The organism is Bradyrhizobium sp. CCGB01, from assembly GCF_024199795.1.
GTDB lineage: Bacteria > Pseudomonadota > Alphaproteobacteria > Rhizobiales > Xanthobacteraceae > Bradyrhizobium.
Genome location: NZ_JANADK010000001.1, coordinates 6977354 through 7003285 on the forward strand (window position 1 = coordinate 6977354; position 25932 = coordinate 7003285).

Genomic DNA, 25932 nt, shown 5'->3' on the forward strand with positions numbered 1-25932 from the left:
ACCTGCGATGGAGCTGGCTTGCGATCGCTGAAATCAAGCGCAAAACTCGATGTGCCCCAAACTTGTCAACAGGAGGCTTGCGTGCGAACATTCCGAGCGCTTTGCGGCGTTGCATCAATCGCAATATTTTCCGGTCCGGCTTTGGCGCAGACACCCGCCAGCCAGGACCAGAAACCTTCCATGGAAGAGTTGATGCGCCGTCTCGATGCGCTGCAAGCCCGCGCAACAGAAGGTGACAAGCTGATCAGCGCGCTGCGCCATCGCGTCGACGAACTCGAAGCACGCGACAAGCATTCGAAGTCCCAGGCCGCCACCGCACGTCGTGACGTCGTCGCACCGACCGCCGGGCAAAAGCCGCCTGCGATTCCGGTTGCGTCGACTGAGCCGCGGGTAGCTGCGAATGCTGCGGTCCCGCCACAAGCTGCGGCGGCGCCCATTCCGGGCCTGCGTCCGCCCGAACCGATGGGCAGTCAGTTCGACGGCGAAGGCGAGGACGCGCTGCGTTCCGATCTCCCGGGTTTGTCCTTGCGCATCCCGGGTTCGCAGTCCGAGGTGCGATTCTACGGTTTCGCGAACGTCCATGGCTACCACGACTTCAATGGCCGCAATCAGTCCGATGCCCCGACCGTGCAAACCATTCCGCTTTCCGGAAGCCCCGCCGACATCCAGGGAGGCGATACTGGATTGTCCGCCCGGTTCAGTCGCATCGGTATGGATACGCGCACGGCGACCGCTTGGGGCACTCTGGAAACCCGCTTGGAAGGCGACTTCGGCGGGGGCGCGGCAGCCTCACCCAATGCGGTCTTTCGGCTCCGTCAGGCCTGGGGCGAGGTCGGCAGCGAACAGTTTCGTGTCCTGGTCGGCTGGGCGAACAGCCTGTGGAACGAGGGCGTTTATGAAACCGTGAACTTCTCGACCAACCTCAACCAGTCATTCGTGCGCCAGGCGCAGGTTCGGGCGACCGCGACATTGGCTCCGGGATTGACCGGGCACGTTTCGATCGAGATGCCGGATACGCAGTACACGTCCGCGGCAGGGGTATTCACGCAGATCAGCACCCCGGCTGGCTTTGGTGGATTGAGTCCGTCATTTGCCTCCGTGCCCGATCTACTCGGCCGGCTCGAATACCGGAACGATGGCCTGGGCCTCGACTTGCGCGGCCTGCTGCGCGATCTCACCATCCGCACGGCTGGTACGGCGGCAGCGCCGCCAGCGGTCGAGCGCAATACCGCCGGTTGGGGTCTCGCGGGCAGCGGTCGCTTCCCAATGCGATGGCTGTCACCAGCTTTCGGTCCGGACGAGCTGGTTGGCATGGCCTATTACGGCCAAGGCATCGGGCGCTATTTCGGCGCCAATACCTTCGGCCAGGATGCGCTGTCCAACATCGGCCCGCCCGGCATTGTCGATCCCAGCCTCGACGCCCTGCCGACCTATGGCGCGAGCGCAGGCTACCGCCGCTTCTGGACACCGCAATTGCGCAGCAATTTCGTCTACTCCTACGCATGGCAGCAATATCCGTCGTATGCGCAATTGTTCGTGCCGGGATCTGCCTCGGCGACGTCGTTGAACAGCACCATGCAGCAGGGGATCGTCAATTTGATCTGGAGCCCGTTCGCCGAGCTTCGTGGCAACAGCGTCGGGACCGGATGGCTCGACGTCGGTCTTGAATATGTCTACTCCCATCGGGACGTGTACGGCGGCACCGCAGCAACAGCCCCGGTCAGCGCCGGCTCTGGTACCGCCAATCGCATCCTAGGCTCGGCCACTGTGCGGTTCTGAAGACAGCCTTGTTGCTTCGCAGGCAGACATGGAAGCCTTGCTGACACAGACGTTCGTTCGGGTCGGTAATTGCCCCGGAACAATCTAGGCCCATTCGGTATTCAGCCGGATTTTGATGCGCCTTATTGATTGTTCGTAAGGCAGCGTGTGAACGGACAGATCGCGAAAGGATAAGCAATCCTCTCCCGACAGGCCTCCGTGTCTCCATGGTCCTTTCAGATCGTCGCCGCACTCGCGGCGATGACGCTGGCATCTTCGTCAGAGGAGTAGCGGGGTCGTCGCGTTGATTACGAGATCAGCGGTTTCGAGCGCGCATTGGCGTCCGATCCTTCCTCGCTGTTCTCATAACATGGATCATCATGGTACCAGCGCTGCTCCAGCCGTCGCGAATGGAGCGGGAGGATTTCCGACATGAGCGCGCGCAGTGACGCCACGAACACGCCGCCATCGAAGACGATGACGCAAAGAGCCCTCGACACTGTCGAACGTGTCGGAAACAGCGTCCCGCACCCGGTCGTGATATTTCTGATCCTCATCGCCATCGTGTTGGTGCTGTCTCACTTACTCTACATGTTGGGGGCAAGCGTCACCTATCAGGCCATCAATCCGGATACTCACAAGATCGAGACCGCGACCTCTGCCGCCAATAGCCTGCTGACGGCGGATGGAATTCGTCATATTTACACCCGGCTCGTGCCAAACCTCATGGGTTTCACCGCGGTTGGGCTGTTGATCGTCGCCATGATGGGCGTCGGCGTCGCCGAGGAAGCCGGCCTGATCAACGCGTTGATCAGAAAACTCGTGGCCGTCTCTCCGAGCTGGGCACTCGTTTACATCGTCGCGTTCGTCGGCATCTTGTCCAGCATTGCCGCAGACGCCGGCTATGTGGTGTTGATCCCGTTGGCCGGCGCCGCCTTCTTGAGCGTTGGCCGGCATCCTCTCGCCGGGCTCGCTGTGGGATTTGCCGCAGTCGCCGGTGCATTCACCGTGAACATGATCATCAAGCCGCTTGATGCCGTTCTGACGGAAATTACCAACGACGCAATCCACATGGTCAACCCCACCACGTCGCTGGATCTGACCGCCAACGTCTCGTTCTCGATCGCCTCTGTTCTTGTCCTGACCATCGTCATCGCACTCATCAACAACCGGATCATCGAGCCACGGCTGGGCGCTTACCAGGCCGAAAAGACCGCCAACACTCGGCCGGGGGCGAACGGAGGGCAGCTTTCCGCCGACGAGTCGCGTGGGCTGAGGTACAGCGGCTCTGCGCTGCTCGGGGTCGTGATCCTGTTCCTTCTGTTGACGGTTCCGTCGGGCGCGCCCCTGCGCAATCCGACGACAGGCGTCCTGATCGGCAACTCACCATTCATGAACGGCCTGATCGGGGTCATCATGGTGCTGTTCCTTGCAACCGGGATCGCATACGGCATCGGCGCGAAAACGGTGAATAGCTCCACGGCCGTCATCGCGGCCATGACCAAGGCGGTGGCTTCGCTGAGCGGCACCATCCTCCTCTTCGTCGTCATCAGCCAGTTCGTCGATTACTTCAACTACAGCAACATTCCAACGCTGATGGCCCTGACGATGGCCGATGTCTTGAAAAGCGCGAATATCGGCACGCTGTGGCTGCTGGTTGGCTTCATCATTGTCGTCATGATCCTGGACTTCGTGTTCACGCCCGCGATCGCCAAATGGGCCATCTTCGCGCCGGTCTTCGTACCGGTGTTCGTGCAGCTTAACGTCGATCCCGCAGCCGTCCTGGCCGCCTACCGCATAGGCGACTCGCCGATCAACGCGATCACCCCGCTCAATGCCTACTTTGCCATGGTGGTCGGATTTGCCCAGATTTACGACAAGAAAGCGGGCGTCGGGACGGTTGTCGCGCTGATGTTGCCGTACACTCTCTGGATGGCCATCATTTGGACCGTGCTGTTCGTTGTCTGGTACCTGCTGGGCTTGCCTTGGGGATTGTGAGGCACAAGGCAGCCCTAACCCGGAAAAACCCCGAGATGTTCGGGTAAATGGCCTGATTGTTCACCAAGGAAAATCGACGTTAGATGACGGTCCGTTGGGCCTCGTTAAAGGCGGCGAACGAAAACGGCGAGCGTTTGACCCGACACATGTCGGGGGCTCCCTCGGTGCTTCTCATTATGGAGGCTTGGAACGCGCAATGAATGCGAACGCCGATGCCGACAACAACTATTCCTACGTATCAACCGGACACTTGCCGGCCGAAGCTGAAGTCATCTCGCTGATCGACGAGGTGTACGCGCGCTACAAATCAAATACGGATGGCAGGAACTCTCAAGTTTATCCCGCGCTCGCGGAAGTGCCGAGCGACCTGTTCGGCGTTTGCGTGGTCGGTACCAACGGCGCCGTATACGCCGTAGGGGCGGCCGAATACGAGTTCTCGATCATGAGCGTTTCCAAGCCGTTCATCTTTGCATTGGTCTGTCAGGCCCTCGGCGCGGCGCAGGCACGCCAGAAGCTTGGAGCGAACGCGACCGGCCTTCCGTTCAACTCGCTCGCTGCCGTCGAACGCAGCCCCGATGGCCGCACAAATCCGATGGTGAATGCGGGCGCGATTGCGACGACAAGCCTCGTCCCGGGAGCGACGGCTGATGCGAAATGGAATTTCATCTACGACGGATTGTCACAGTTCGCCGGACGTCCGCTTGCGCTCAACGACGAGGTTTATGCCTCGGCGACGGAGACCAACTTCCGAAACCAGAGCATCGCCCGTCTGCTCCAGAGTTTCGAACTGATTTACTGCGATCCGGCAGAGGCGACCGATCTTTACACCAGACAATGCGCGCTGAATGTGAGTGCCAAGGATCTGGCGGTAATGGGTGCGACTTTGGCGGACGGTGGCGTGAACCCCATCACGAAAGTGCGCGTGGTCGATCCGTCGGTCTGCCACTACGCACTGGCTGTCATGACGACTGCCGGAATGTACGAGACATCAGGCGATTGGCTTTACGATGTCGGGCTACCGGGCAAGAGCGGCATCGGCGGCGGGATCGTCACGGTCTCCCCGGGAAAGGGCGGTCTGGGGACTTTTGCGCCACCGCTGGACAGCGCCGGAAACAGCGTCAAGGGACAACTTGTAGCGAAGTATCTGTCGCAGCGGCTGGGCATGGATTTATTCATGTCCAACCCGGAAGCGTAGGTTTGCACTTTCCGGAGATTCAGCCCGCACCGACTGGGGCTGGACTTCAGAAAAAATGACAGGGACACGCCATGACGATGGCATCTGCGACGACGGTTCACTCCGTTGAAGAAGAGAATGCATCCTGGGTGCCGATGATCACCATCGCCCTCGGCCAGATGATCATGTCCTTCAACGTCGCCTCCTTGCCGGTTGCGCTGGGCGGGATGGTCAACAGTTTTGGCGTTCCGCCCACGACGGTCGCCACCGGTATCGTGGCTTATTCGATGCTTGTTGCCGGCTTCGTCATGCTCGGCGCGAAGCTGACACAGCGCTACGGAGCGACGCACGTATTCCGCGTTGCCGTTGCCGTGTTCGGCGCCGCGCAGGCGTTGATGACGTTCAGTCCAAACGCGGATCTCATGATTACTGCGCAGTCCTTGTCCGGCGCGGCTGGTGCGGTGATCGTACCGTCGCTGGTGGCGCTTATCGCGGAAAACTACAAGGGGCGGCAGCAGGCAACAGCCGTTGGCGCATTGGGTTCCGCGCGCGCCGCTGCGGGCGTTCTGGCGTTTGTCATCGGTGGTACTCTAGGCACATTCATCGGATGGCGCCCTGCGTTCGGGATTCTGATCGCCGTGTCGGCTGTGGTTTTCCTTTTGAGCTTTCGACTCAAGCCCGATGAGGCGCGTCCGGAGGTCCGGATCGATTTCGTAGGCGTCATCCTCGCTGCCGCAGCCATCATTCTGATCAGCTTCGGCTTCAACAACCTCAATCGGTGGGGGCTGGGATTGGCGGGGCCCAATGCGCCATTCGACCTCTTTGGCTTATCTCCCGCCCCGATCATGATCGTGGTGGGTATCGTGCTCGGTCAGGGCTTTCTGAGCTGGACCCACAGACAGCAGGCTGCGGGGAAGACGCCGCTTCTTGCGCTCGAGGTGATCGACTCCCCGCAGGAGCGGGCGGCGGTGTATGCGATGTTTGCTGTCGTAGCGCTGGAATCGATGCTCAATTTCTCGGTTCCATTGTACATCCAGATCGTGCAGGGACGGACGCCGCTGGCGACAACGATCGCCATGATGCCGTTCAACCTCACCGTCTTCTTCGCGGCGATGCTGATCGTGCGATTTTATGGTCGGTTCACGCCGAGGCAGATCGGACGCTATGGCTTCATACTCTGCACTGTGGCGCTCCTTTGGCTCGCCTTTGTCGTGAGGAATGATTGGAGCGCCGTCCCGGTTCTCCTTGGGCTGGTGATTTTCGGTATTGGACAGGGATCGCTGGTCACACTGTTGTTCAACGTGCTGGTCACGGCTTCGCCGAAAGAGCTCGCGGGTGACGTCGGCTCGCTGCGCGGCACGACCAACAATCTCGCCGCAGCCGTCGGCACGGCGGTGGCCGGGGCACTCCTCGTCGGCTTGTTAAGCGCGGCTGTCTTGCGGACCATCGCCGAAAATCCAAAATTGCCGCCTGAGATACAGGCGCAGCTGGACCTGGATAACATCACCTTCATCAGCAATGACCGGCTGCAGAGCGTGATGGAGCAAACCACGGCCTCTCCGGCTCAAGTGGCGGAGGCGGTGCGCGTCAACACTGTCGTGCGATTGCGCGCTTTGAAAATTGGCCTCATCATCATGGCTGGCGTTGCCTTGCTTGCGATTTTCCCGGCAGGAAAGCTTCCCAACTTCCTGCCAGGCGAAATTCCCGACCCGGCGCCGCGTAAGCGCGGAAGGAACGAATAGCAATCGTAACCTCCTGGCAAGAAACAGCGTTTGCTACGACGGACAATGTGGCGATCGTGCCGCGTTCTGACCAACGGCTCAGAAGACCCTCCGGAGGGCTCCATGACCAAGCTCGATGATGTCCTGTCCAACGTCGACGCAAATCTCGATGCGGCCCTCGAGCGTCTGTTCGCGATCCTGCGCATCAAGTCGATTTCGACCGATCCGGCTTACAAGGCCGAATGTACGGCCAATGCCGAATGGCACGTGGCCGACCTCAAGAGCATTGGCTTCGACGCCTCGGTGCGCCCGACACCGGGGCACCCGATGGTCGTGGCGCATGACCGCAACGTGCCCGGCCCCTCGGCGCTGTTCTACGGCCATTACGATGTGCAGCCGGTCGATCCGCTCGAGCTCTGGGAGCGCGATCCCTTTGACCCGTCTATCCAGACGATGCCCGATGGCGCGAAGATCATCACGGGCCGCGGCGCCGCGGACGACAAAGGCCAACTCATGGCCTTTGTCGAGGCCTGCCGCGCCTGGAAGGCGGTCACCGGCAAACTGCCGATTCCGGTTTCGATCCTGCTGGAGGGCGAAGAGGAATCCGGTGGCGTGAACCTGCCCGGCTTTCTCGATGCCCATGCCGCCGAACTGCGCGCAGATATTGGCCTGATCTGCGACACCAACATGTGGGACCCCGAGACGCCGGCGATCCAGACCATGCTGCGCGGGCTCTGCGGTGAAGAGGTCATCATACACGCCGCCGACCGCGACCTGCACTCGGGCTTCTATGGTTCGGCCGCGGCCAATCCGAACCGCATCCTCGCCCGCATCCTCTCTGACCTGCACGACGACAACGGACGCGTCACGCTGCGCGGCTTCTATGATGGCGTACCGGAACTTCCCAAGGCGCTGCGCGAGCAATGGGACAGCCTGAACTTCAGCGCAAAGTCCTTCCTCGGCGCCATCGGGCTTTCGGTTCTCGCCGGCGAGAAGGGCCGCGACGCGCTGGAGATGGTCTGGTCGCGCCCGACCTGCGAAATCAACGGCATGGGCGGCGGCTACCAGGGGGCCGGATTCAAGACCGTGATTCCCGCCATGGCATCCGCAAAGGTGTCTTTCCGCCTGGTTTTCGATCAGGACCCCCTTGCCATCCGCAAAGCCTTCCGGGAGCATGTGCATGCACGCGTCCCGGCCGATTGCCGCGTGGAATTCCTGGAGCATGGCGCGGGTCAGGCGATCCGCTTCCCGATCGATGCCCCGGCCTTCGGCAAAGCGCGCGACGCACTGACGGCCGAATGGGGCAAGCCCGCAGTCTTCATCGGCGGTGGCGGCTCCATTCCCGTGACCCATCAGCTCAAACAATCGCTGGGCATGGACGTGGTGCTTGCAGGCTTCGGCCTCGAGGATGACCGCATCCACAGCCCGAACGAGAAGTACAATCTCAAGAGCTTCCATAAGGGCATCCGCTCCTGGGCACGTATTCTGGAAGCGCTGTCGCGGTAGAGCGGCACGGGCACGCAGCGCTGGCTCCGGGCCGGACCGCCCTCGCGAGGTGCGATGACGCCGCATATCCTCATCACTTTCGCCATCATCGCCACGATGGTGCTGCTGTTCGTCTCGAACCGGGTGCCGGTCGCGGTCGTGGCGCTAAGTGCGACACTCGTGCTTTACGCGACCGGCATTCTGGAGCTCTCCGAGGCGCTGGCAGGCTTCGGCGACACCACGATACTCTTCATTGCTTCGCTCTTCGTGGTGAGTGCCAGCCTGGATTCGTCCGGCGTCACCACGTGGGCAGGCCAGGTGCTGATCCGTTACGCCGGCGAAAGCCGGACACGCCTGTTGGTGCTGTCGATGTTGCTCGTGGCCTTTCTCACGGCGCTGATCGGCTCGGGGGGCGCAGTGGCTGCCCTGCTGCCCGTGCTGGTGATCGTCTCCGTCCGGCTCAAGCGTCCGCCTGCACAACTCATGATGCCTCTCGCCTTCGCCTCCTATTCGGGTTCGATGCTGGTACTGACCGGAAGCCTTGTGAACGTGTTGCTGTCCGACGCGGCAAGCGATGTCGGCCTCGCGCCCTTCGGCTTTTTCGAGATGACGGTGATCGGCGTACCACTCCTGGCCGGTACCGTGGCCATCGTAGTTCTTTTCGGCGATATGCTGCTGCCGGTGCGCACTAGCCGGGAGATGCCGGAGGACCTGAGCCATCATTCGCGCATGCTGACCGAGCAATACAAGCTGTTTGACCAGGTGTATCAGCTCGAGATCACCGCCGCCTCGCCCTATCGCGGCACGTTGCAGGCGGTGCTGGAATCGCGGCTGGAGCGCGAGAACCACCCGGAGCTCAGCTTCATCGCTATTCGCCCGCGCCGCCAGAACAGCATCTCGTGGCAGCATTCTCTCGTCGAGGGCGATCGACTCATCATGCGCGGCGAACAGGCGGCGATGGACGCGTTCGCAGAGCAGCATGGCCTGACGCCCTGCCAGGAGACGATCGGCAAAATGCGGGAGGCACTGTTTAACGATAGCCACGGCTTCTCCGAGGTGGTTCTTCCGCCCCGCTCTCGTTTGATCGGTGAGACCGTCTTCCCCGGCATGGTCACCGAAAGTGGTGATCTGATTATCCTGGGCGTTCAACGCGGCGGCGAGAATCTCGGGCCGGGCGAAACCGTTCTTGCGGCGGGTGACACGCTGTTGCTGCAAGGCCGTTGGGAGGCGCTTGAGGAGTACGGGCGCGATCCCAACGTGCTCGTCATTGCTGCCCCCGACATGATCCGCAGCCAGGCCAGGCCCCTGGGCACCGGCTCCGTGCGCGCCATTGTCATTCTCGCGGTCATGGTTACGCTGCTAGCGACGGGCGTCGTGCCAAGAGTCGTCGCTGGATTGGCGGCGGCCTGCGCGGTAATCCTGCTGGGCGTACTCAAGATCGAACGAGCCTATCGGGCGATCAACTGGAACGTGCTGATCATGGTCGCTTCGCTGATCCCGCTCTCGACCGCCATGTACAAGACGGGTGCAGCCTATCTCATCGCCGATACCCTCGTTGCCATTGTCGGCAATGCGAGCCCGTACGCGCTGCTGGCGGGGCTATTTTTGCTCACGGCACTAATCGGTCAGTTGATCAGCAGCACAGCGACGACACTCATCGTCATTCCGATAGCGATTGCCTCCGCGGAAGCCGTCGGTGTCTCGCCGCGCACCGCGCTGGTGACTGTGGCGGTGGCTGCGGCCGCTTCCTTTCTTACGCCAATCGCTGCCTCAGCGAGCCTCATGGTGCAGGGCCCCGGCGGCTATCGATTTGGCGATTTCTGGAGGATGGGTCTACCGTTGCTGCTCTGGTTCTTCCTGGTAGGCACGTTTCTCGTGCCGATGCTCTGGCCATTCGCAGGATGAGCAGTTTGCGTAGCATGATTGGATTGCGTCTTAACCGACCGGGTATTTCCGCATGAACACCAATCTTGCCTTGGTTCTTCTGCTGCTTGCGGCCGCGATCGTGATGTTTATGGCCAATCGCCCGCGCATGGATGCGGTCGCGCTGCTGATGATCGTGATCATGCCATTTACTGGGGTGATTACCATCAACGAGGCGCTGGCGGGGTTCAGTGATCCCAGCATCGTGCTGATCGCAGGTCTCTTCGTGATCGGAGAAGGGCTGGTGCGCACCGGTGTGGCGCGTCGCCTCGGCGATTGGCTGGACGCGACCGCCGGCAGCAGCGAGACGCGCATGCTGGTGCTGCTGATGCTCGCGGTCAGCGGGCTCGGTGCATTCATGAGTTCGACGGCCGTGGTGGCCATCTTCATCCCGGTCGTGCTGCGCATCTGTCAGAACACAGGTGCCGCGCCGAGCCAGCTGATGATGCCCTTGAGCTTTGCGGCCCTGATCAGTGGCATGCTCACCCTCGTTGCGACGGCGCCAAATCTCGTGGTCAACGCCGAGCTGATCCGCCAAGGTGCGGCAGGCTTCGGCTTTTTCAGCTTCACGCCCTTTGGGCTCACATTCCTGGCGCTCGGCGTTGCCTATATGCTGTTCGCGCGGCAGTTTCTGCCCGTCTCGGCCAAGAGTGTGGATGGCGAGCGCCGTCAGCCGAACTTGCTTGATTGGGTGACGCAGTATGGCCTCGCCGATCGAGCCTTGCGCGTGCGCGTGCTGACTGACTCGCCGCTGATCGGCAAGCGTCTGGAAGAGCTTCCGCTCCGGAACCGTGGCGTGAATCTGCTCGCCATCGAGCTCCCCGGCCGCTTTGGGACCGAGGTGAGCCGCCCGAATGCACGGACCGAACTGGCCGCCGGGCAGATCTTGCTACTCGACGTCATCGCGCCCAATGTCGAGACCGATCGGATGCTGCGTGATTATAAAGTCGAGAAGATTCCTCTGGGCGATGGCTGCTACTTCACCGATCGTTCGCAGGCGATCGGCATGGTCGAAGTCATCGTCCCGGCGGAATCCAGGCTGATCGGATCGAGCGTTTTGCAGGCGCGGGTCCGTAGCGAAATGGGATTGACGGTGCTGGGGTTGCGGCACGGTCGCGAGGTCGTGAGCAAGGGGCTGCTCGATGAGACCTTGAAGGTCGGTGACACCCTTCTGCTGACCGGCTTCTGGTCTGATATCCGCAAGCTGCGATCCGAATTCTCGGATCTTGTCGTCCTGAACCTGCCGACCGAGCACAAAGAGGTTCTGCCGGCCGCGAACCTCGCACCTCAGGCTCTGGCGGTGCTGGCTTTGACGGTCGGTATGATGGTCAGCGGTGTGGTGCCGAACGTGCACGCGGTTCTGATCGGCTGCTTGCTGATGGGGTTGCTGGGCTGCGTGGATTTCAACAGTGCCTATACCTCGATCAATTGGAAGAGCCTGGTTCTTATTGTCGGCATGCTGCCCTTTTCGCTGGCGCTGCAACGAACCGGTGGCGTCGATCTCGCCGCCGACGCGGTGACGCATCTTGCGGGCGAGGCATCACCGCGAGTCCTGTTGGCGCTGCTCTTCGTGATCACGGCTGCCCTTGGCCTGTTCATCTCGAATACGGCAACCGCGGTGCTCATGGCGCCAGTAGCGCTCGCTGTCGCGAAGGACATCGGCGCCTCGCCGTATCCCTTCGCGATGACTATCGCCATCGCAGCCTCGGCCGCCTTCATGACGCCTGTGTCTTCGCCAGTGAACACCTTGGTGGTCGGACCGGGCAATTACGGTTTCGGCGATTTTTTGAAGATTGGTGTCCCTTTTACCGTCGTCGTGATGGTAACGACCCTGGCGCTGGTGCCTTGGCTGCTCCGATTCTAGCGGCCGTCAGGCCGGGCGCGATCCCGCGGACGGTTGCTCTTTCTCGTCCCGCGCAAACCAGGCGACATACAGCGTCGGCAGGAAGACCAGCGTCAGAACGGTGGCGACAAGGAGTCCGCCCATGATCGCAAATGCCATCGGTCCCCAGAATACTGTTGGCGCGATTGGAATCATCCCGAGAACAGTCGATACGGCCGTTAACATGATCGGCCGAAAACGGGAACTGCTGGCATCCACCGCAGCGTCCCAGGCCGTCTTGCCCAAAGCGCGTTCGGCGTCGATCTGACCGATCAGAATGACCGCGTTCTTGCTGATCATGCCCAGCAGCGCGAGCACGCCGAGAATGGCGACAAAACCCAGGGGCCTGCCGGACAGCATCAACGCTGCCACCACGCCGATAAGGCCGAGCGGCGCCACGCTGAGCACCATGAACAGCCTCGGAAAGCTCTGGAGCTGCACCATGAGGACGGTAAACATGACGAACAGCATCACCGGCACCACTGCCAGCACAGACGCCTGCGACTTCTGACTTTCCTCCACGGTGCCACCCACGACGACGCTGTACCCCGAAGGAAGGCTCTTTCTGAAGTTCTCGATCGCCATCGAAAGCGACGTAACCACGCTCTCCGGCAGCTTGTCGCCGGCAATAGCAGCCTGAACCGTCAGGGTCGGAATGCGATCGCGCCGCCAGACGAGCGGAAACTCCTGGTCATATTCGAAGGAGGCGAACTGGCTGAGAGGAACAGTTTGCCCACCCGGCAGCGCCACCTGCAAGTTGCGCAGACCGTCCAGCGAGCCCCTCTGCTCGTTGGTCGCACGCGCCACCACATTGACCAGATAGATATCGTCGCGAACCTGGGTAACGGGTGTGCCGGATATGACCGTATTCAGGACTGTCGCGATCGCTTGCGAACTGAGGCCGAGAAGGCGAGCCTCGTTCTGGTCCACGCGAATACGCACTTGGCGATTGGGTTCCATCCAATCGAAATTCACCTGTTTGGTGTCCGGACTGGAGGCTACGATCTGTCCGACTTTGAGCGCGATTTCGCGCACCCGTTCCACGTCGGGCCCGCTGACCCGATACTGCACCGGCCATCCGACCGGCGGTCCGAGCTCAAGTGGAGAAACGAACGCAATCGCGTTAGGAAAGTCCTGCGCGAGCAGCTTTTCGAGCTTGGCATGCAGGCGCTCGCGCGCAGCGACATCCTTGGCGATCACCACGGCCTGCGTGAAGAAATCGTTCGGTAGCTGAACATTAAGGGGCAAATAGAAGCGGATGGCGCCGCGCCCGACATAGGTGCTCCACCGCGCAACATCGGCATCGGTCGAAAGGGCAGCATCCAGGCGCTTTGCCGCAGCCTCGCTCGCGTGGATTGACGAGTTCTGCGGCAAGCTCAGGTCCACGAGCAATTCGGGACGGTCCGACGATGGAAAGAATTGTCGCGGGATGAGCGGCAGCGCAAGCACCGAACAAATGAAGAGCGCCAAGGAGATCGCGATCGTTAGCCATTTCGCGCGCATCGCGACAGTCAGGAAACTCCGATACATGCGGAAGATCCTGCCCGGATCCGCCGTACTTGTCTGCTTCGGTGGAACAAGGATCGCTGCTCCGAGCAGCGGCGTGAAAATGACCGCAACGAACCAGGAAACCAGAAGTGCGATCGTGACCACTGCGAAGAGCGAGAACGTGTATTCACCGGCGGAACTCGCGGCAAAGCCGACCGGTATAAAGCCCGCTATCGTGACCAGCGTGCCCGCGAGCATCGCCATTGCATGGGTCCGATATGCGAAAGTTGCCGCCTCGATCTTACTTGCGCCCTCTGCGAGCCGACTGAGCGTTGCGTCGGTCGTCGTCATCGCATCGTCGACCAGCAATGCGAGCGCAATGATGAGCGCGCCAAGCGAGATTCGCTGCATATCGATGCTGAGAAGTCCCATGATCGGAAACACGATCGCCAGCGTGAACGGTATGGCCAGCGCGATGATCAGGCCGGGTCGTACGCCCAGGCTGATGAAACTCACCACCATGATGATGCCGATCGCCTGCATCAGCGAGACCGTAAACTCGCGGATCGCCTGATCGACGACAACGGGCTGGTCGGCGACCAGGCTGGGCTCGATTCCAATGGGGAGATCCGCGGTGATTTGCGCCATTGCTTTTCTGATATTGGCGCCGAGCGCGAGAATGTCGCCGCCATCCCGCATGGCGATTGCAAGGCCTATTGCCGGTTTGCCATTGATCCGAAACATCGGCTGGGGCGGATCCGTGTAGCCGCGTCGCACCTGCGCAATATCGCTCAGGCGGAGCATGCGGCCACCGGCGGAAAAATTGATGTTGGCGATGTCCTGCTCCGATTGGAAGCTGCCTGATACCCGAATCGAGATGCTTTCCAGGCCGGTCTGTATCGTTCCCGCCGGACGCACGATGTTTTGCGATTGGAGCGCCGCAATAAGAGCGGACCGATCAATTCCGAGGGCCGCAAGCTCCTTCGTGGAGAACTCGACGAAGATCACTTCATCCTGTTCGCCCAGAAGCTCAATCTTTGACACGTCAGGTACGAGAAGCAGCCTTGAGCGGATGTCCTCGACCCGATCGCGCAACTCGCGCCGAGTGAAGCCGTCACTGGTAAAGCCATAGATGATGCCGAATGTATCACCGAATTCGTCATTAAATCCCGGCCCGATCACGCCTGCGGGTAGTGTATGACGCATGTCTCCGATCGTCTTTCGTACGTGGTACCAGGTGTCGGCCACCTGTTTCGCATTCGCGCTCCCCTTCAGATTTACAAAGACGGTCGCGACACCGGCCCTTGTGAAGCTCCGCAGGAAGTCCAGATGCGGCGTTTCCTGCAAGTGACGTTCGAGGCGCTCAGTCACCTGCTTCATCGTCTCTTCCACAGTTGCGCCGGGCCACGCGGCCTGGACGACCATGGTCTTGATGATGAAGGCGGGATCTTCGTTTCGCCCCAACCGGAAATAGGACAGCGTCCCCCCGACCACCGCAATCATCATCATATAGACGACCAGCGAACGGTGTTTCAGAGCCCAGTCGGAAAGATTGATTCCGCTCATGGCTCGGATCCAAGGATCCGGACCTTCTGACCCGGATGCAACGCCTGAACGCCGGCGGTGACAACTATTTCGCCGATGTCGAGCCCCTGGGAAATGATGGCCTGCGCTTCATCGAATCGCAGCACGTCCACATTGCGCACCGCGACCGTGGCGGTGGCCGGGTCGACGACCCATACGGCGGGCTGCTCGTTCATCCTGGTCAGCGCGGAAGATGGAATATCGATCATCGGCCCTGCAGTGGTACTCACTCGCCCTATCACTGACGCACCCAACCGCATCGCGGCTGGCGGATCCGTCAGGCCGACCTTGACCTCGAAGGTTCGGGTCACAGCACTGGCCTGTGCAGCGACTTCGCGAATGCGCCCTTGCGCCGTTATCGACGGATCGTCAGCCAAGCTGACAGTAATCTCTGGATCGGTGGAGGCCGATCTGATCAATTGAGCAGGGACATCGAAGATCGCATCGCGACCGTTTTGCCGTGCGATCCTGGCGATCATCTGCCCGACTTGGACGACCTCGCCGGCGACCGGACCTGTGGCTGTTATCACACCGGGTGCATCAGCCTTGAGTTCGGTGAAACCAACGAGGTCATGCGCAGAGTTCAGTTGCGCTTCGGCCGCATCGACTTGCGATTGCGCGGTTTGCCGCGCCTGGGTTGCGGCATCATAGTTAGCGCGCGTGGTCCACCCCTGCGCCAACAGCGTCTCCTGACGATCGAAGTGATTGCGCGCCTGGGTCAATTGCCCCTGAGCGGCGGCAAGGGAGGCCTGCGCCTGCCGCAGCGTGCTCAGTTCATTCTGCGACTCCAATCGTGCCAGCACCTGGCCGGCCTTGACCCGGTCGCCTATCTTGGTGTCATTACTCAACAATCGTCCCGAGATCCGGAATGCGACATTCACCTCGTCTTCTGCCTCGACCCGTCCGGAGAATGTCAGCGGCGTTGTGACCTTGCGTTTTTCTACGGTCGCCGTACGTACGATCCGCGGCGGAGATGCGTCCTTGGTTTCGGTTTCCCGTCCACATCCTGCCAGCATCAGCGAGAACGCCGTCACCAGCGTCGATGTGAGGATGTTTCGGGGCGCGGATCGGCTGCCGTGCATGAACATGACCTGTTCCATTCCGGGAGTGAGATCTTGCCGGGAGGATTGCTCAGTCCGCAGTCGCATTTTCCCCGGTACCGCCATCCGCATTTTTGCCGAAGGAGTCCGCCGTCAACATCGGTAAATCTACTCGGTGGTGCCGGATGGAATCCGTGCTCGGCCATCAGCAGATTCCTGAGACATGATCAGGCAATCACCCGATGTCGCCGGTTCCGTCCACGACGCATGATGCAATCGTCAGGTGAAGCGGTCGCGACCCCTGCCGCGGCTCCGTCGTTTGAATTCTCGTCTGGGGCGCGCAATCGCGCTTCCTCAAAGCACGGCAGACCCGGACGACGCAATCCGGGAGCAACCGAGGAAACCGGGATGACAGGGTCCTCAGGTGATCGATATGGGCGTGCCGTCGTCGCGGTTGGAGGATCGTGGCGAACTGCGACTTTCAGAGCCGCATTTTTCCTTTGCCTCTGGCTCGTGCTCGCCGGCGCCGATCCGACAGATATTCCTGCCGCCGCGGCAGCAATCGCGGCAGCAACCTGGATAAGCCTGCACCTGCTGGAGCCGAGCAGATCCCGGCGGTCAATTCCTGCCATGGTCCGCCTGGCGCTGCTGTTCCTATACCAATCGGTGGTCGCCGGCGTAGACGTCGCACGCCGCGCGCTCGATCCCCGGCTGCCGCTGCGGCCGGGATTTGTGTTCTATCCGACCGGCCTCTCACGCGGGATGCAACGGAACGTGTTCACGACACTCACCAGCCTTTTGCCTGGCACTGTGCCAACCGGGGAGGAGAGCGGGCAGCTCGTCTATCACTGTCTCGACGTCGAGCAACCGGTCGTTGCCGAACTTGCCGCGGAGGAAGCGGCATTGGTTCGAGCCCTCTACAATGACTGAATTCCTCACTGCCGCAGTCGGCTTGATCCTAGCGATGTTGGGGCTCGGGCTGGTCTCCATCTTGCGTGGCCCGACAGATGCCGACCGGATGATGGCGGCGCAACTGATCGGGACTGCCGGCATTGCCGTCTTGCTGCTGCTCGGCACCGTGACAGGCGTGCCGGCGGCCGTCGACGTGGCATTGATACTGGCACTGCTCGCCACTTTCGCATCCATCGCATTCGTCAAGAAGGGGCTCTCCCGCCTCGAAACCGATGGGGCCGATCCGGGGGAGGACAGATGAGCGTCGCACGCGACATCATCACGGTTGCGGGAGTGTCGGCAGGCGTATTCTTTTTTTTCGCCGGCACCGTCGGCCTTCTTCGCTTTCCCGACACCCTGACTCGTCTGCACGCGCTCAGCAAGGCCGATAACCTCGGCCTGGGTTTCGTCGTGCTCGGCCTGCTCCCCCAAACAGGAGGCCTGCGTGACGGGCTGAAGCTGATCAGCATCTGGATGTTCGTGCTGCTCGCTGGCGCCACCGTCTCCCAATTGATCGCGCGCACGGCACGTCAGAGCGGGTCAGGCAAATGAACATCGCAACAGTGTTCGAGATCGCGCTCGCCGCCGTGGTGCTGGGCCTCGCCATCTGGACGATCGCCGTCCCCGACACCTATTCGGCCACGGTCGGTTTCATCGCCTACGGACTGCTGGTTGCGCTGATCTGGGTCCGTCTTGACGCCGTCGATGTCGCGCTGACCGAGGCTGCAATTGGCGGAGGCCTGGGCGGCGTCGTGCTGTTGGGTGCGGCGGCCCGGCTGCGCGATACCGAGGCGATGACAACGGAAGGGCCCAGCCTGATCATGCGCTTGAGCGCGGCCATACTGTCGGCGTCGATCGCGGCAGCGCTGGCCGTCACGATCCTGCTGCTGCCCGATCCGGCGCCAACGCTCGCGCCCTCCGTTGTCGCGAATGCCGGGGCGACCGGCATGACCAACCCCGTCACCAACGTTCTCATGGCATTCCGCGGATTGGACACCATGCTCGAGAAGGTCGTGCTCCTGCTCGCCATCGTCGGTGTCTGGTCGCTCGCGTCGGACCAGGCCTGGGGCGGTCGTCCCGGACCACGCCACCAGGCTGATCCAAATGGTGTTCTCGCCTTTCTTGCGCGCCTGTTGCCACCCGCCGGCATCGTCGTCGGCATTTACATGCTGTGGACGGGCGCTGATCACCCCGGCGGAGCATTTCAGGGCGGCGCGGTTCTGGCATCGATGTGGCTGCTGGTGATCATGGCCGGGCTGGTGGATACCCCGCCCGTGCGCAATCGATGGCTACGTCTCATCCTGGTGGCCGGCCCCGGCCTATTCCTTGCCGTCGGCCTTGGGGGGCTCTGTTTTGGGTCGGCGTTCCTTGCCTATCCCGTTGCGTTCGCCAAGCCGCTAATTCTGAGCATTGAGGTCGCGATGCTCCTGACGATCGCGACGACGCTCGGTCTGCTGCTCGCCGGTGCACCTGAAAGGAGCGCTGAGCGATGAGCGCCGTGACGGTGTTCGGACTGTGCGCCGCCGCGGCGGTCGGGCTCGGGCTCTACGGCCTGATTGCCAATCCGCAACCGCTTCGCAAGATCATCGCATTCAACCTGCTCGGCAGCGGCGTGTTTCTTCTGTTCGGCATCGTCGGGCGACGAGGCGCCGCAGCGGGCTTTGGCAACGACCCGGTGCCGCAGGCGCTGGTGATCACAGGAGTCGTGGTCGCGTTTTCCGCAACGGCTCTGGCGATAGCCTTGTTGCTGCGGCTTTTTCAGATCGCAGGCTCCACGACGCTTAACAGTCGGGCGGCGGCGAGCCCGCGCTCCGATCCGTCCGGTCACTGATGCTGCCCCCCGCCCCCGCGCTGGTGACCACCGCCGGCGGCTTCCTGCTGGTGCTGTCGATCGTCGTGCCGGTCGCGGGCGTCTTGCTTGCGTTCGCTCTCGGCCAGCGCTACGTCCGGCAGGTCGCCTCCACGGTCGTACCGGTCGGGTCGGCGATTGCTCTCGCCGTTCTCGTGCTCCTGCCTCGGAGCGACGGCCACCTCGTCTACCTACTCGGCGCCTGGCCACCCCCGCTCGGCGTAGCCCTCCGCGCGGACGGATTGTCGGCGGTCATGCTCGCGACGACGGCGGTCGTGATCTGCGCGGTCGCCATTTTTGCCGCAACCGATTTTCGTCCCCAATCTGTCGAAGCGCGCGCACCTTTCGCATTCTGGATCCTGCTTCTGGCAATCTGGGGGGCGCTGAACACGATCTTCGTCGCGGGAGACCTCTTCACGCTGTATGTTGCGCTGGAATTGCTAACGTTCGCCGCGGTGCCTCTGGTCTCCCTCGACGGTCGCGCGGAGACGCTTCGGGCCGCGTTGCGGTATCTGCTCTTCGCACTGCTCGGCTCGGTCCTCTACCTGATGGGCACCGCGCTGCTCTATGGTCTCTACGGCACCCTTGATATCGAGTTGTTGTCGCATCGCGTGAGCGCGGACTCCGGCGTGCTCATCGCGGCAGCCTTGATGACGACCGGTCTCCTCGCAAAAACTGCACTCTTTCCGTTGCACCTCTGGCTGCCACCCGCTCACGCTGGCGCACCGGCCGCAGGCAGCGCGATCCTGTCCGCCCTGGTCGTGAAGGGATCGTTCTTCATCCTTGTGCGGCTCTGGTTCGACGTCATGCCAGGTTTGCCCGGCTTGGCTGCCGCACAATTGCTCGCAGCGCTGGGAACCGGAGCGATCGTGTTCGGAAGCGTTGTCGCTCTCCGGCAAGAGCGCCTCAAGCTCCTGATTGCATATTCGACGCTGGCTCAGATTGGATATCTCTTTCTGATGTTTCCTCTTGCGTTCGGCGCGTCCGGGAAGCTCGAAAGTGACCAGGCCCTGGCGGGCGGCCTGTTGCAGGCAGTTTCCCATGCGACTGCCAAGGCGGCGATGTTCATGGCCGTCGGATCAATCTACACCGGGCTCGGCCACGATCGCATCACCGGGCTGCGAGGTGTCGCACGGGCCCTGCCCTTGAGCGTCCTGGCGATCGCAATTGGCGGTATCGCCCTGATGGGTGTTCAACCGAGCGGAGCGTCACTCGCGAAGGAGTTGTTGCTCCAGGACACGGCGAGAACGGGGCAGTGGTGGTGGGCCGTCGTGCTCCAGGCCGGCGGAATGTTCACGACCGCCTATGTCGTGCTGGTCCTGTCCCATGCGCTCGCGCCGTCGGACCAGCCGATTGCCCTCGTCGGCCCAGCACCGCTCAGCCGCGACCTCGCGGCACTTGCCTTGGCCCTCTGTTCTTTGTTCCTTGGCTTGCTGCCCTGGGATTCGTATTTGCCGGTCCCGTATGATGCGACATCGAAGCTGTTCGGCATCGACGCGCTATCCAAATTGCTCCTGCCGGTGCTGGGAGGGGCGGCGCTCGCGATCCTGCTCAGCCCGTGGCCACACCCGCTGGGCTCATCCGCGGCCTGGAAAGCGCTCATGAGGGTGGTCGGTCCGCTCCGGCGCGGCTGTCTTAGATTCGGCAGCCTTATCGAAAGAGGCGACGAAGTTCTCCGTCAATGGTCCGCCGCGGGCATCTCCCTGCTTCTGGTGTCGCTGCTGCTCGCCGCGTCGATGTTGGCCGCAAATTGAAGACTCAGAACAGCCGGATCGCGCAGATCGGGTCGAGGGATTCCCCTGCTCTAATGATCCGGAACATTCTCTCCCGCGCCCAAGGGTTTTCTCGGATGTCTAGCTTGCAATTCGCCGTTTAGTCTCCGCGCCATGCAGTTGGCATCAGTCTTCCCGCGGACCCTGCGGGAATGCCCAGGAGGTCTCCATGTCTGATCTGGTTGCGATCGTATACCCGACCGAAGCAAAGGCCGAAGAAGTCCGGAATCGGCTGCTCAAATTGCAAAAGGAATATTTGATCACCATCAGTGACGCCGTGATCGCCGTCAAGGCGGAGAACGGCAACATCAAGCTCAACCAGCTCGTCAACACCACGGCGACGGGCGCGATTACCGGCAGCTTCTGGGGACTCCTTGTCGGCGTGCTCTTCCTCAATCCGATCATCGGTGTCGCGGTCGGCGCTGCGTCCGGCGCGCTTGGAGGCGCCTTGTCCGATTTCGGCATCAACGATTCCTTCATGAAGGAGCTGTCCGCTTCGCTCCACCCCGGCAACGCCGCGCTCTTCGTCCTGATCAAGAACATGACGGCCGACAAGGTGTTGAACGAAATCAAGGATGCCGGCGGAGTCGTATTGAAAACGTCCCTGGACGAGACCAAGGAGAAGATCCTGCGCGATGCGCTCGCCAGCGCGGCGGAGCGGCCGGCGGCCTGAAGCTGCCTACCGCCTGCCGCCGAGCAGGCGCAGCAGCATCATGAACAGATTGAGGAAGTTGAGGTAGAGCGACAGTGCCGCGATCACCGACTTGCGGCCTGCCGTCGTCGCATCGTCCCTGCTCTCGTACATCGCCTTGATCCGCTGCGTATCATAGGCCGTGAGTCCCGCAAAGACGCCAACGCCGACGATCGAGATCAACCAATCGAGCCCCGTCGACCTCAGGAAGATATTGACCAGGCTTGCGACGATGATGCCGATCAGGCCCATGAACAGGAAGCTGCCGACTGCGGACAGGTCGCGCCTCGTGGTGTAGCCGAAGACGCTGAGTGCCCCGAACATCGCAGCCGCGATGAAGAACACGCGCGTGATCGAGGCGCTGGTGTAGATGTGCAGCAGCGTCGAGAGCGAGACGCCGACCAGCGCCGCATAGACGAAGAACAGAATGCGCGCCGTTTCCGCCGACAGCGTATTGATGCGCGCCCCGATGAAGAACACTAGCCCGAGTGGCGCCAGGATGAAAACCCACATCAACGGGCTCTCAAGCAATGCGGGACCCATGAGCTGATATGTCAGCCACGCCACAATTGCGGTCAGGCCCACGCCCGCGGCCATATAATTGTAGATGCGCAGCATGTAGGCGCGCAATCCGGGATCGATCGCAAGCGCGCTGCCACCAGTGCCTGAGGCAGTCAGATTCGGATCATAATTCGACATCGCTTGCCTCCCGGGATTGGTTCAAATGAACAAATCAAGCTAGCGGTCCGGCGCTTGCGGGGACATCGGATGATCACCCGAGCGTCGGAAGATATATCACCCTAGCTCGGGAGACCCGTGTTCCGACAGAGCGGCTTACCGAAACGTAACCTTGGGTTACCCGAGGCTCCTTATCCTGCTTCTTTTTGCCTGGACTCTTACACCTTTGTCACTGGAAGCTGGTCACGCACCGGCCTAATCCGTTCGCATGCGCTACTTCTTTCACATCGTCGACAAGTACGGCCTTTGTCCGGACGGAATTGGATGCGAGTGCGCCGACCAGGACGCCGCCGTTCTGCACGCCAGGCATATCGCGACCGAACTCGCTAAAGCGGGCGAGTTGTTCCGCGCGAGCTTCGTGCTGGTCGCCCCGGCCGCTACGCCCGGGTCGACAAGTCCTCATTAGGGGCTGTCGACCGATTTCCTGCCTCGCCCTCTACATAGAATCCCTGATGTGCGGACCGAGACGCCGCCTCTAGTCTCGTAACCGACGGTGGCCGGCCTACCCCGTTCAGATAGCCCCTTCCGCCCACCTCATCTCCGGGGTTGAGGGCTCGCCGCATGCGTCCGCGTCTATGCGTTGGCCGTCGGCGCTATCTCGATCTGAAGTGTTGCGGATCAGTTGGAGACAATCATGAAAGTCCGGACCATTTGCGGTACCCTGATCCTTGCCGGATCGATTGCGACCGCGCACTCGACCAGTTCCCAGGCGCAGACGACCAATCCGACCACAGCCGCGCCAAAGGAAGTCACGACACCTGCGCCAAGCGCCGCCGCGCCAAATACGAATACGAACCCCACCAAGCATCGCTACTGGCGTCATCGCGGCGGCTCGCATCCCCATTTTGGCAGCCGCCGTGTTCGCACCTGAGCCCCGGCGCGACAGTTCGTCATTGCAATTCGCCGCCGAGACACCCGATCGATGAGCGACGTGAGGACAGGACAAGAGCAACCGCGCGAGGTCGTGGTCCGCGTGCCTCCAGACCAGGGCATGACCGACAGGCGGCGCGGCTTTCTCGCAACGGGTCTCGCCCTGCTCGCCGTTTGCGTTGCTCTCTTCCTCGTATGGCAAGCGGCCTCGAGTCTTCTCCTCATCTTCGCGGGCGTGCTGTTCGCTGCCTTTCTGGATGCCGCCGCACGCGCACTGGCGTTACTAATTCCACTCAATCGTGTCTGGCGGCTGACATTCGTGCTGCTGCTGTTCGCCACCATGGTCGGACTAGGCCTCGTCTGGGGAGGCGGCAAGCTGCCGGAGCAAACACGCATCCTGCTGAAGGTCATGGACACCCAGTTCGACGTCTTGCAGCAACGCCTTCTGACCTACGGCGTCGATCTGCTTGGTCCGGAATGGGGGCGCGATTTTGCGCAATGGCTGCTGTCCGATCAAGGCCGGTTCTTCAGCCACGCCCAGCTCGTCCTTGGCAGAGCGTCGAGCTTTCTGACCGGTGTGCTGGTGATCGCGTTCGTCGGTATCCTCTTCGCCTTTGACCCCACCAGCCATCGCGAGAGTCTCGTGATGCTGGTGAAGCCTTTCTATCGCGCCCGAACACGCGCCGTAATGAACGAGATGGGAAACGTCCTGCGGCTGTGGTTCGTCGGTCAGCTGATCCGCATCATCCTGATGACACTGTGCGTGTGGGTCGCGCTCTATCTGATCGGGCTTCCCGGTCCCTTCGTGCTTGGGCTGCAGGCGGGCCTTTCCAACTTCGTTCCGTATCTGGGGCCCATCCTTGCCGCGATCCCGATCGCGCTCGTCGCGATGCCGCTCGGCGCATCGCTGCTGATCTGGGCCGTCGTCATCTACACAATCATTCAATCGATCGAGGGCTATGTGATCGGCCCGTTGATCCAGCGCCAGGCGGTCGAAATTCCTCCCGCATGGACATTGGTCGCGATCGTGCTGTTGGGCGCGATGCTGGGCGTGATGGGTATCGCACTCGCCATGCCGCTGGTCGCGGTCGGCCGGGTCGCGATCATTAGATTGTACGTCGAGGATTACCTCGGCGATAGCAGCGGGCGCATGTCCAACAAGGGACCATCGCAAATGGGCGCGCCATGAGCGAGATTCGAGCCGAACGGAACAACGGAATGGAGCCATCCCCGGCGCACGCGCGGATGAAACATTTTCTGTGGCAGCAACTTCCATACATCATTGCACTGGTGCTCGCCGTCGCGGGCGTCGCCTATACCAACGCCTCTCACCAGCCTCTCGTTGGTTATTGGGAATTTCTCGCGCTCGCCATCGGCGTTGTGTGCGTCATCAACAAATGGCAGGAGGTCGATGGCAAGGAGGCCCGGTGGCGACTGATCTGGACCCAGGCGCTGCACTGGGTTGCCGTCCTGGTCACGATGAACATCATGCTGGTGTCAGGCGTTCAGCAATTGTTGCCGACGCCGGCGACCAGCCTCGTCCTTCTCACATTACTTGCGCTCGGCACCTTCCTCGCGGGCGTCAGTCTTCTGTCGCCGCAAATTGCCTTCCTCGGCCTTGCGATGGGCGTCACGGTTCCGGCGATATCCTGGTTACAGCAATCCATCATCTTCTTCCTGTTGGGCGCCGTCCTGTTGATCGGCCTCGGCATCACGTTCTGGCTTCGCCAGGATCGCAGCCCAGGGAGTTCGCCCACCAACACCGGAAGTCAAACGGAGGCCTGAATGCGCATTAATCTGCTTCTTGCGATCATCTGCGGATCCGCCTTGATGTGCGTCGACGCCCTGCCCGCACGCGCCGAGGCGTTCAGGGTCGGCCGGCTCGTATGCACCAGCACTCCGCGCGTTGGGCTGGTGCTCGGCTCCGCGCAGGAGCTTCGTTGCGTATTCATCACGAGACGCCCGACCCGGCAGTACGTCTACGACGGACGGATCAGACGCGTTGGTCTCGACATCGGCGTGACCAGCGCAGGAACCCTCTCATGGGCCGTCTTCGCCAGGAACTCGCGCGTCGGCCCCGGCACGCTGCGCGGGAGCTACGTGGGGGCGAGCGGCAATGTCGCGTTCGGTCCCGGTCTCGGAGCGAACGTTCTGATCGGAGGCTCTCGCCGGACGATTGCGCTCCAGCCTCTGTCGATCGAGCGATCGATCGGATTGAACCTCGCGGCGGGAGTTACGAACCTGACACTCGGCCCGCGCGGACCGGGATAGTGGCTTGTCCCGAACCCCGGAGCAGAGAGCGGACAATGGACCTTGCGGACGTCTTGACCAGGATGCTGGCGGCGGGTTTCCTGACATTCATCGCTCGCGGCGCGGGCTGGACACAGCCAGCCGCAGGCCCTCCGCCCGCTGTCGGCATCGTCGAAGCGATCAGACGATGGCACGCTCGCCGCAAGCTCAATCGGGATTTTTATGGTGCCGATGCTCTACGTCACGTTTCAGCGCCTGCGCGAGCGCGCGAAGGCACGTCCGGTCCCGGCGCGAACCACATGACCCGAGTATCCAGGACGGCGGGAATAATCCGAGCCAATTGCTCGGGGTTTCGTCGGATGCCAACGTTGCCGTTCCCCGCTACCGTAGTCCGTACTTGAAACTGCGTAACAAGAAGAGAGAAGAACAATGGACGCTCCCACACGTCGTGCCTTCCTTGGTTTTGCGCAGGGCGCCGTCGCCGCAGCAGTTGTCGGCGCAATCGGCGTTCGTTTCATTGCGACAGCGGAGGCTATGCCGGTCGCCGCAAATCCGGGACGGGCCGCGGTAACCACCGATCTCGCGACGCAGGCGCAGTGGGGGCCTCCGCATGGCCCTGGTTGGGGGCGGCCGCGACCGCGCAGGCGCCGTTGGGTTTGCTGGTGGCATCGCGGTCGCCGCCACTGCGGGTGGCGCTGGAGGTGACCGTCCGCGATCCCTTCGCGGACGGGGAAGGACAGAGCTGTGCTTCCGCAGCG

The 25932-nt window shown here is 61.9% G+C and carries 22 protein-coding genes; 19 read left to right on the plus strand and 3 right to left on the minus strand.

All coding sequences use genetic code 11. The features are described 5' to 3' along the window. The first annotated feature begins 180 nt into the window (after positions 1-180). From NLM25_RS32560 to NLM25_RS32590, 7 genes are all read left to right on the plus strand, one after another. Positions 181-1779 (plus strand): DcaP family trimeric outer membrane transporter, encoded by a 1599-nt coding sequence (locus NLM25_RS32560; RefSeq protein ID WP_254139764.1) that lies wholly within the window; start codon positions 181-183, stop codon positions 1777-1779. Between the two features lie 411 nt (positions 1780-2190). After that, entirely contained in the window at positions 2191-3756 is a 1566-nt protein-coding gene (locus NLM25_RS32565) for an AbgT family transporter (protein ID WP_254139765.1), read from the plus strand. A gap of 196 nt (positions 3757-3952) precedes the next feature. Then, positions 3953-4951 carry a glutaminase A gene (glsA, locus tag NLM25_RS32570; RefSeq protein WP_254139766.1) on the plus strand — a complete coding sequence of 333 codons (999 nt, stop codon included), beginning with the start codon at positions 3953-3955 and terminating at the stop codon, positions 4949-4951. Positions 4952-5022: 71 nt separating this feature from the next. Further along, positions 5023-6672: an MFS transporter gene (locus tag NLM25_RS32575; protein ID WP_254139767.1), complete on the plus strand. Its 1650-nt coding sequence runs from the start codon at positions 5023-5025 to the stop codon at positions 6670-6672. 102 nt (positions 6673-6774) lie between these two features. Continuing rightward, complete coding sequence (locus tag NLM25_RS32580; RefSeq protein ID WP_254139768.1) at positions 6775-8157, plus strand: M20/M25/M40 family metallo-hydrolase; 1383 nt, start codon at positions 6775-6777, stop codon at positions 8155-8157. Between the two features lie 54 nt (positions 8158-8211). Next, positions 8212-10041, plus strand: a complete 1830-nt coding sequence (locus tag NLM25_RS32585; RefSeq protein WP_254139769.1) for an SLC13 family permease — start codon at positions 8212-8214, stop codon at positions 10039-10041. Between the two features lie 52 nt (positions 10042-10093). Next, a complete protein-coding gene (locus tag NLM25_RS32590) occupies positions 10094-11923 on the plus strand; it encodes an SLC13 family permease (RefSeq protein ID WP_254139770.1) in 1830 nt (609 codons plus the stop codon). Positions 11924-11929: 6 nt separating this feature from the next. On the opposite strand, the gene NLM25_RS32595 is transcribed toward NLM25_RS32590, so the two are convergent. Together NLM25_RS32595 and NLM25_RS32600 are read right to left on the minus strand one after the other, a co-directional pair. Continuing rightward, entirely contained in the window at positions 11930-14995 is a 3066-nt protein-coding gene (locus NLM25_RS32595; RefSeq protein WP_254139771.1) for an efflux RND transporter permease subunit, read from the minus strand. Continuing rightward, positions 14992-16095, minus strand: coding sequence for an efflux RND transporter periplasmic adaptor subunit (locus NLM25_RS32600; RefSeq protein WP_254124144.1), 1104 nt, complete (start codon positions 16093-16095; stop codon positions 14992-14994). Before NLM25_RS32600 ends, NLM25_RS32595 begins: the two co-directional genes overlap by 4 nt. 366 nt (positions 16096-16461) lie before the next feature. Between NLM25_RS32600 and NLM25_RS32605 the strand changes: the two genes are divergently transcribed. The 7 genes from NLM25_RS32605 (at position 16462) to NLM25_RS32635 (ending at position 21298) form a co-directional block, all read left to right on the plus strand. Then, positions 16462-16983: a Na+/H+ antiporter subunit E gene (locus tag NLM25_RS32605; protein ID WP_254139772.1), complete on the plus strand. Its 522-nt coding sequence runs from the start codon at positions 16462-16464 to the stop codon at positions 16981-16983. Next, entirely contained in the window at positions 16976-17266 is a 291-nt protein-coding gene (locus tag NLM25_RS32610; protein ID WP_071911305.1) for a monovalent cation/H+ antiporter complex subunit F, read from the plus strand. Before NLM25_RS32605 ends, NLM25_RS32610 begins: the two co-directional genes overlap by 8 nt. Then, the gene (locus NLM25_RS32615; protein WP_028152034.1) at positions 17263-17556 is read left to right on the plus strand and encodes a monovalent cation/H(+) antiporter subunit G; all 294 of its coding nucleotides are present in this window, start codon (positions 17263-17265) and stop codon (positions 17554-17556) included. Before NLM25_RS32610 ends, NLM25_RS32615 begins: the two co-directional genes overlap by 4 nt. Before the next feature lie 11 nt (positions 17557-17567). Beyond that, the gene (locus NLM25_RS32620) at positions 17568-18497 is read left to right on the plus strand and encodes an MnhB domain-containing protein (RefSeq protein WP_254139773.1); all 930 of its coding nucleotides are present in this window, start codon (positions 17568-17570) and stop codon (positions 18495-18497) included. Then, the gene (locus tag NLM25_RS32625; protein WP_014493399.1) at positions 18494-18835 is read left to right on the plus strand and encodes an NADH-quinone oxidoreductase subunit K; all 342 of its coding nucleotides are present in this window, start codon (positions 18494-18496) and stop codon (positions 18833-18835) included. Before NLM25_RS32620 ends, NLM25_RS32625 begins: the two co-directional genes overlap by 4 nt. Continuing rightward, positions 18835-20607, plus strand: a complete 1773-nt coding sequence (locus NLM25_RS32630) for a complex I subunit 5 family protein (protein WP_254139774.1) — start codon at positions 18835-18837, stop codon at positions 20605-20607. Before NLM25_RS32625 ends, NLM25_RS32630 begins: the two co-directional genes overlap by 1 nt. Positions 20608-20794: 187 nt before the next feature. Next, positions 20795-21298, plus strand: coding sequence for a DUF1269 domain-containing protein (locus NLM25_RS32635; RefSeq protein ID WP_254139775.1), 504 nt, complete (start codon positions 20795-20797; stop codon positions 21296-21298). 6 nt (positions 21299-21304) lie between these two features. On the opposite strand, the gene NLM25_RS32640 is transcribed toward NLM25_RS32635, so the two are convergent. Continuing rightward, entirely contained in the window at positions 21305-22015 is a 711-nt protein-coding gene (locus NLM25_RS32640; protein WP_254115838.1) for a Bax inhibitor-1/YccA family protein, read from the minus strand. A gap of 247 nt (positions 22016-22262) precedes the next feature. On the opposite strand from NLM25_RS32640, the gene NLM25_RS44500 reads away from it, so the two are divergent. The 5 genes from NLM25_RS44500 (at position 22263) to NLM25_RS32660 (ending at position 25195) form a co-directional block, all read left to right on the plus strand. After that, positions 22263-22460: a hypothetical protein gene (locus NLM25_RS44500; RefSeq protein ID WP_375166808.1), complete on the plus strand. Its 198-nt coding sequence runs from the start codon at positions 22263-22265 to the stop codon at positions 22458-22460. Between the two features lie 228 nt (positions 22461-22688). Continuing rightward, on the plus strand, positions 22689-22925 hold the full coding sequence (locus tag NLM25_RS32645) for a hypothetical protein (RefSeq protein WP_254139776.1): 237 nt from the start codon (positions 22689-22691) through the stop codon (positions 22923-22925). A 51-nt stretch (positions 22926-22976) separates the two neighbouring features. Further along, the gene (locus tag NLM25_RS32650; protein ID WP_254139777.1) at positions 22977-24113 is read left to right on the plus strand and encodes an AI-2E family transporter; all 1137 of its coding nucleotides are present in this window, start codon (positions 22977-22979) and stop codon (positions 24111-24113) included. Next, a complete protein-coding gene (locus tag NLM25_RS32655; RefSeq protein ID WP_254139778.1) occupies positions 24110-24709 on the plus strand; it encodes a hypothetical protein in 600 nt (199 codons plus the stop codon). The genes NLM25_RS32650 and NLM25_RS32655 overlap by 4 nt, the downstream gene beginning before the upstream one ends. Beyond that, a complete protein-coding gene (locus NLM25_RS32660; protein ID WP_254139779.1) occupies positions 24710-25195 on the plus strand; it encodes a DUF992 domain-containing protein in 486 nt (161 codons plus the stop codon). It abuts the gene before it with no gap. The last annotated feature ends 737 nt before the right edge of the window (positions 25196-25932 follow it).

Bases quoted from the DNA above. Each gene is read 5' to 3' on its own strand.
- NLM25_RS32560 (WP_254139764.1), top strand. From the start codon at position 181: ATGGAAGAGTTGATGCGCCGTCTCGATGCGCTGCAAGCCCGCGCAACA.
- NLM25_RS32565 (WP_254139765.1), top strand. From the start codon at position 2,191: ATGAGCGCGCGCAGTGACGCCACGAACACGCCGCCATCGAAGACGATG.
- glsA (WP_254139766.1), top strand. From the start codon at position 3,953: ATGAATGCGAACGCCGATGCCGACAACAACTATTCCTACGTATCAACC.
- NLM25_RS32575 (WP_254139767.1), top strand. From the start codon at position 5,023: ATGACGATGGCATCTGCGACGACGGTTCACTCCGTTGAAGAAGAGAAT.
- NLM25_RS32580 (WP_254139768.1), top strand. From the start codon at position 6,775: ATGACCAAGCTCGATGATGTCCTGTCCAACGTCGACGCAAATCTCGAT.
- NLM25_RS32585 (WP_254139769.1), top strand. From the start codon at position 8,212: ATGACGCCGCATATCCTCATCACTTTCGCCATCATCGCCACGATGGTG.
- NLM25_RS32590 (WP_254139770.1), top strand. From the start codon at position 10,094: ATGAACACCAATCTTGCCTTGGTTCTTCTGCTGCTTGCGGCCGCGATC.
- NLM25_RS32595 (WP_254139771.1), bottom strand. From the start codon at position 14,995: ATGAGCGGAATCAATCTTTCCGACTGGGCTCTGAAACACCGTTCGCTG.
- NLM25_RS32600 (WP_254124144.1), bottom strand. From the start codon at position 16,095: ATGCACGGCAGCCGATCCGCGCCCCGAAACATCCTCACATCGACGCTG.
- NLM25_RS32605 (WP_254139772.1), top strand. From the start codon at position 16,462: ATGACAGGGTCCTCAGGTGATCGATATGGGCGTGCCGTCGTCGCGGTT.
- NLM25_RS32610 (WP_071911305.1), top strand. From the start codon at position 16,976: ATGACTGAATTCCTCACTGCCGCAGTCGGCTTGATCCTAGCGATGTTG.
- NLM25_RS32615 (WP_028152034.1), top strand. From the start codon at position 17,263: ATGAGCGTCGCACGCGACATCATCACGGTTGCGGGAGTGTCGGCAGGC.
- NLM25_RS32625 (WP_014493399.1), top strand. From the start codon at position 18,494: ATGAGCGCCGTGACGGTGTTCGGACTGTGCGCCGCCGCGGCGGTCGGG.
- NLM25_RS32630 (WP_254139774.1), top strand. From the start codon at position 18,835: ATGCTGCCCCCCGCCCCCGCGCTGGTGACCACCGCCGGCGGCTTCCTG.
- NLM25_RS32635 (WP_254139775.1), top strand. From the start codon at position 20,795: ATGTCTGATCTGGTTGCGATCGTATACCCGACCGAAGCAAAGGCCGAA.
- NLM25_RS32640 (WP_254115838.1), bottom strand. From the start codon at position 22,015: ATGTCGAATTATGATCCGAATCTGACTGCCTCAGGCACTGGTGGCAGC.
- NLM25_RS44500 (WP_375166808.1), top strand. From the start codon at position 22,263: ATGCGCTACTTCTTTCACATCGTCGACAAGTACGGCCTTTGTCCGGAC.
- NLM25_RS32645 (WP_254139776.1), top strand. From the start codon at position 22,689: ATGAAAGTCCGGACCATTTGCGGTACCCTGATCCTTGCCGGATCGATT.
- NLM25_RS32650 (WP_254139777.1), top strand. From the start codon at position 22,977: ATGAGCGACGTGAGGACAGGACAAGAGCAACCGCGCGAGGTCGTGGTC.
- NLM25_RS32655 (WP_254139778.1), top strand. From the start codon at position 24,110: ATGAGCGAGATTCGAGCCGAACGGAACAACGGAATGGAGCCATCCCCG.
- NLM25_RS32660 (WP_254139779.1), top strand. From the start codon at position 24,710: ATGCGCATTAATCTGCTTCTTGCGATCATCTGCGGATCCGCCTTGATG.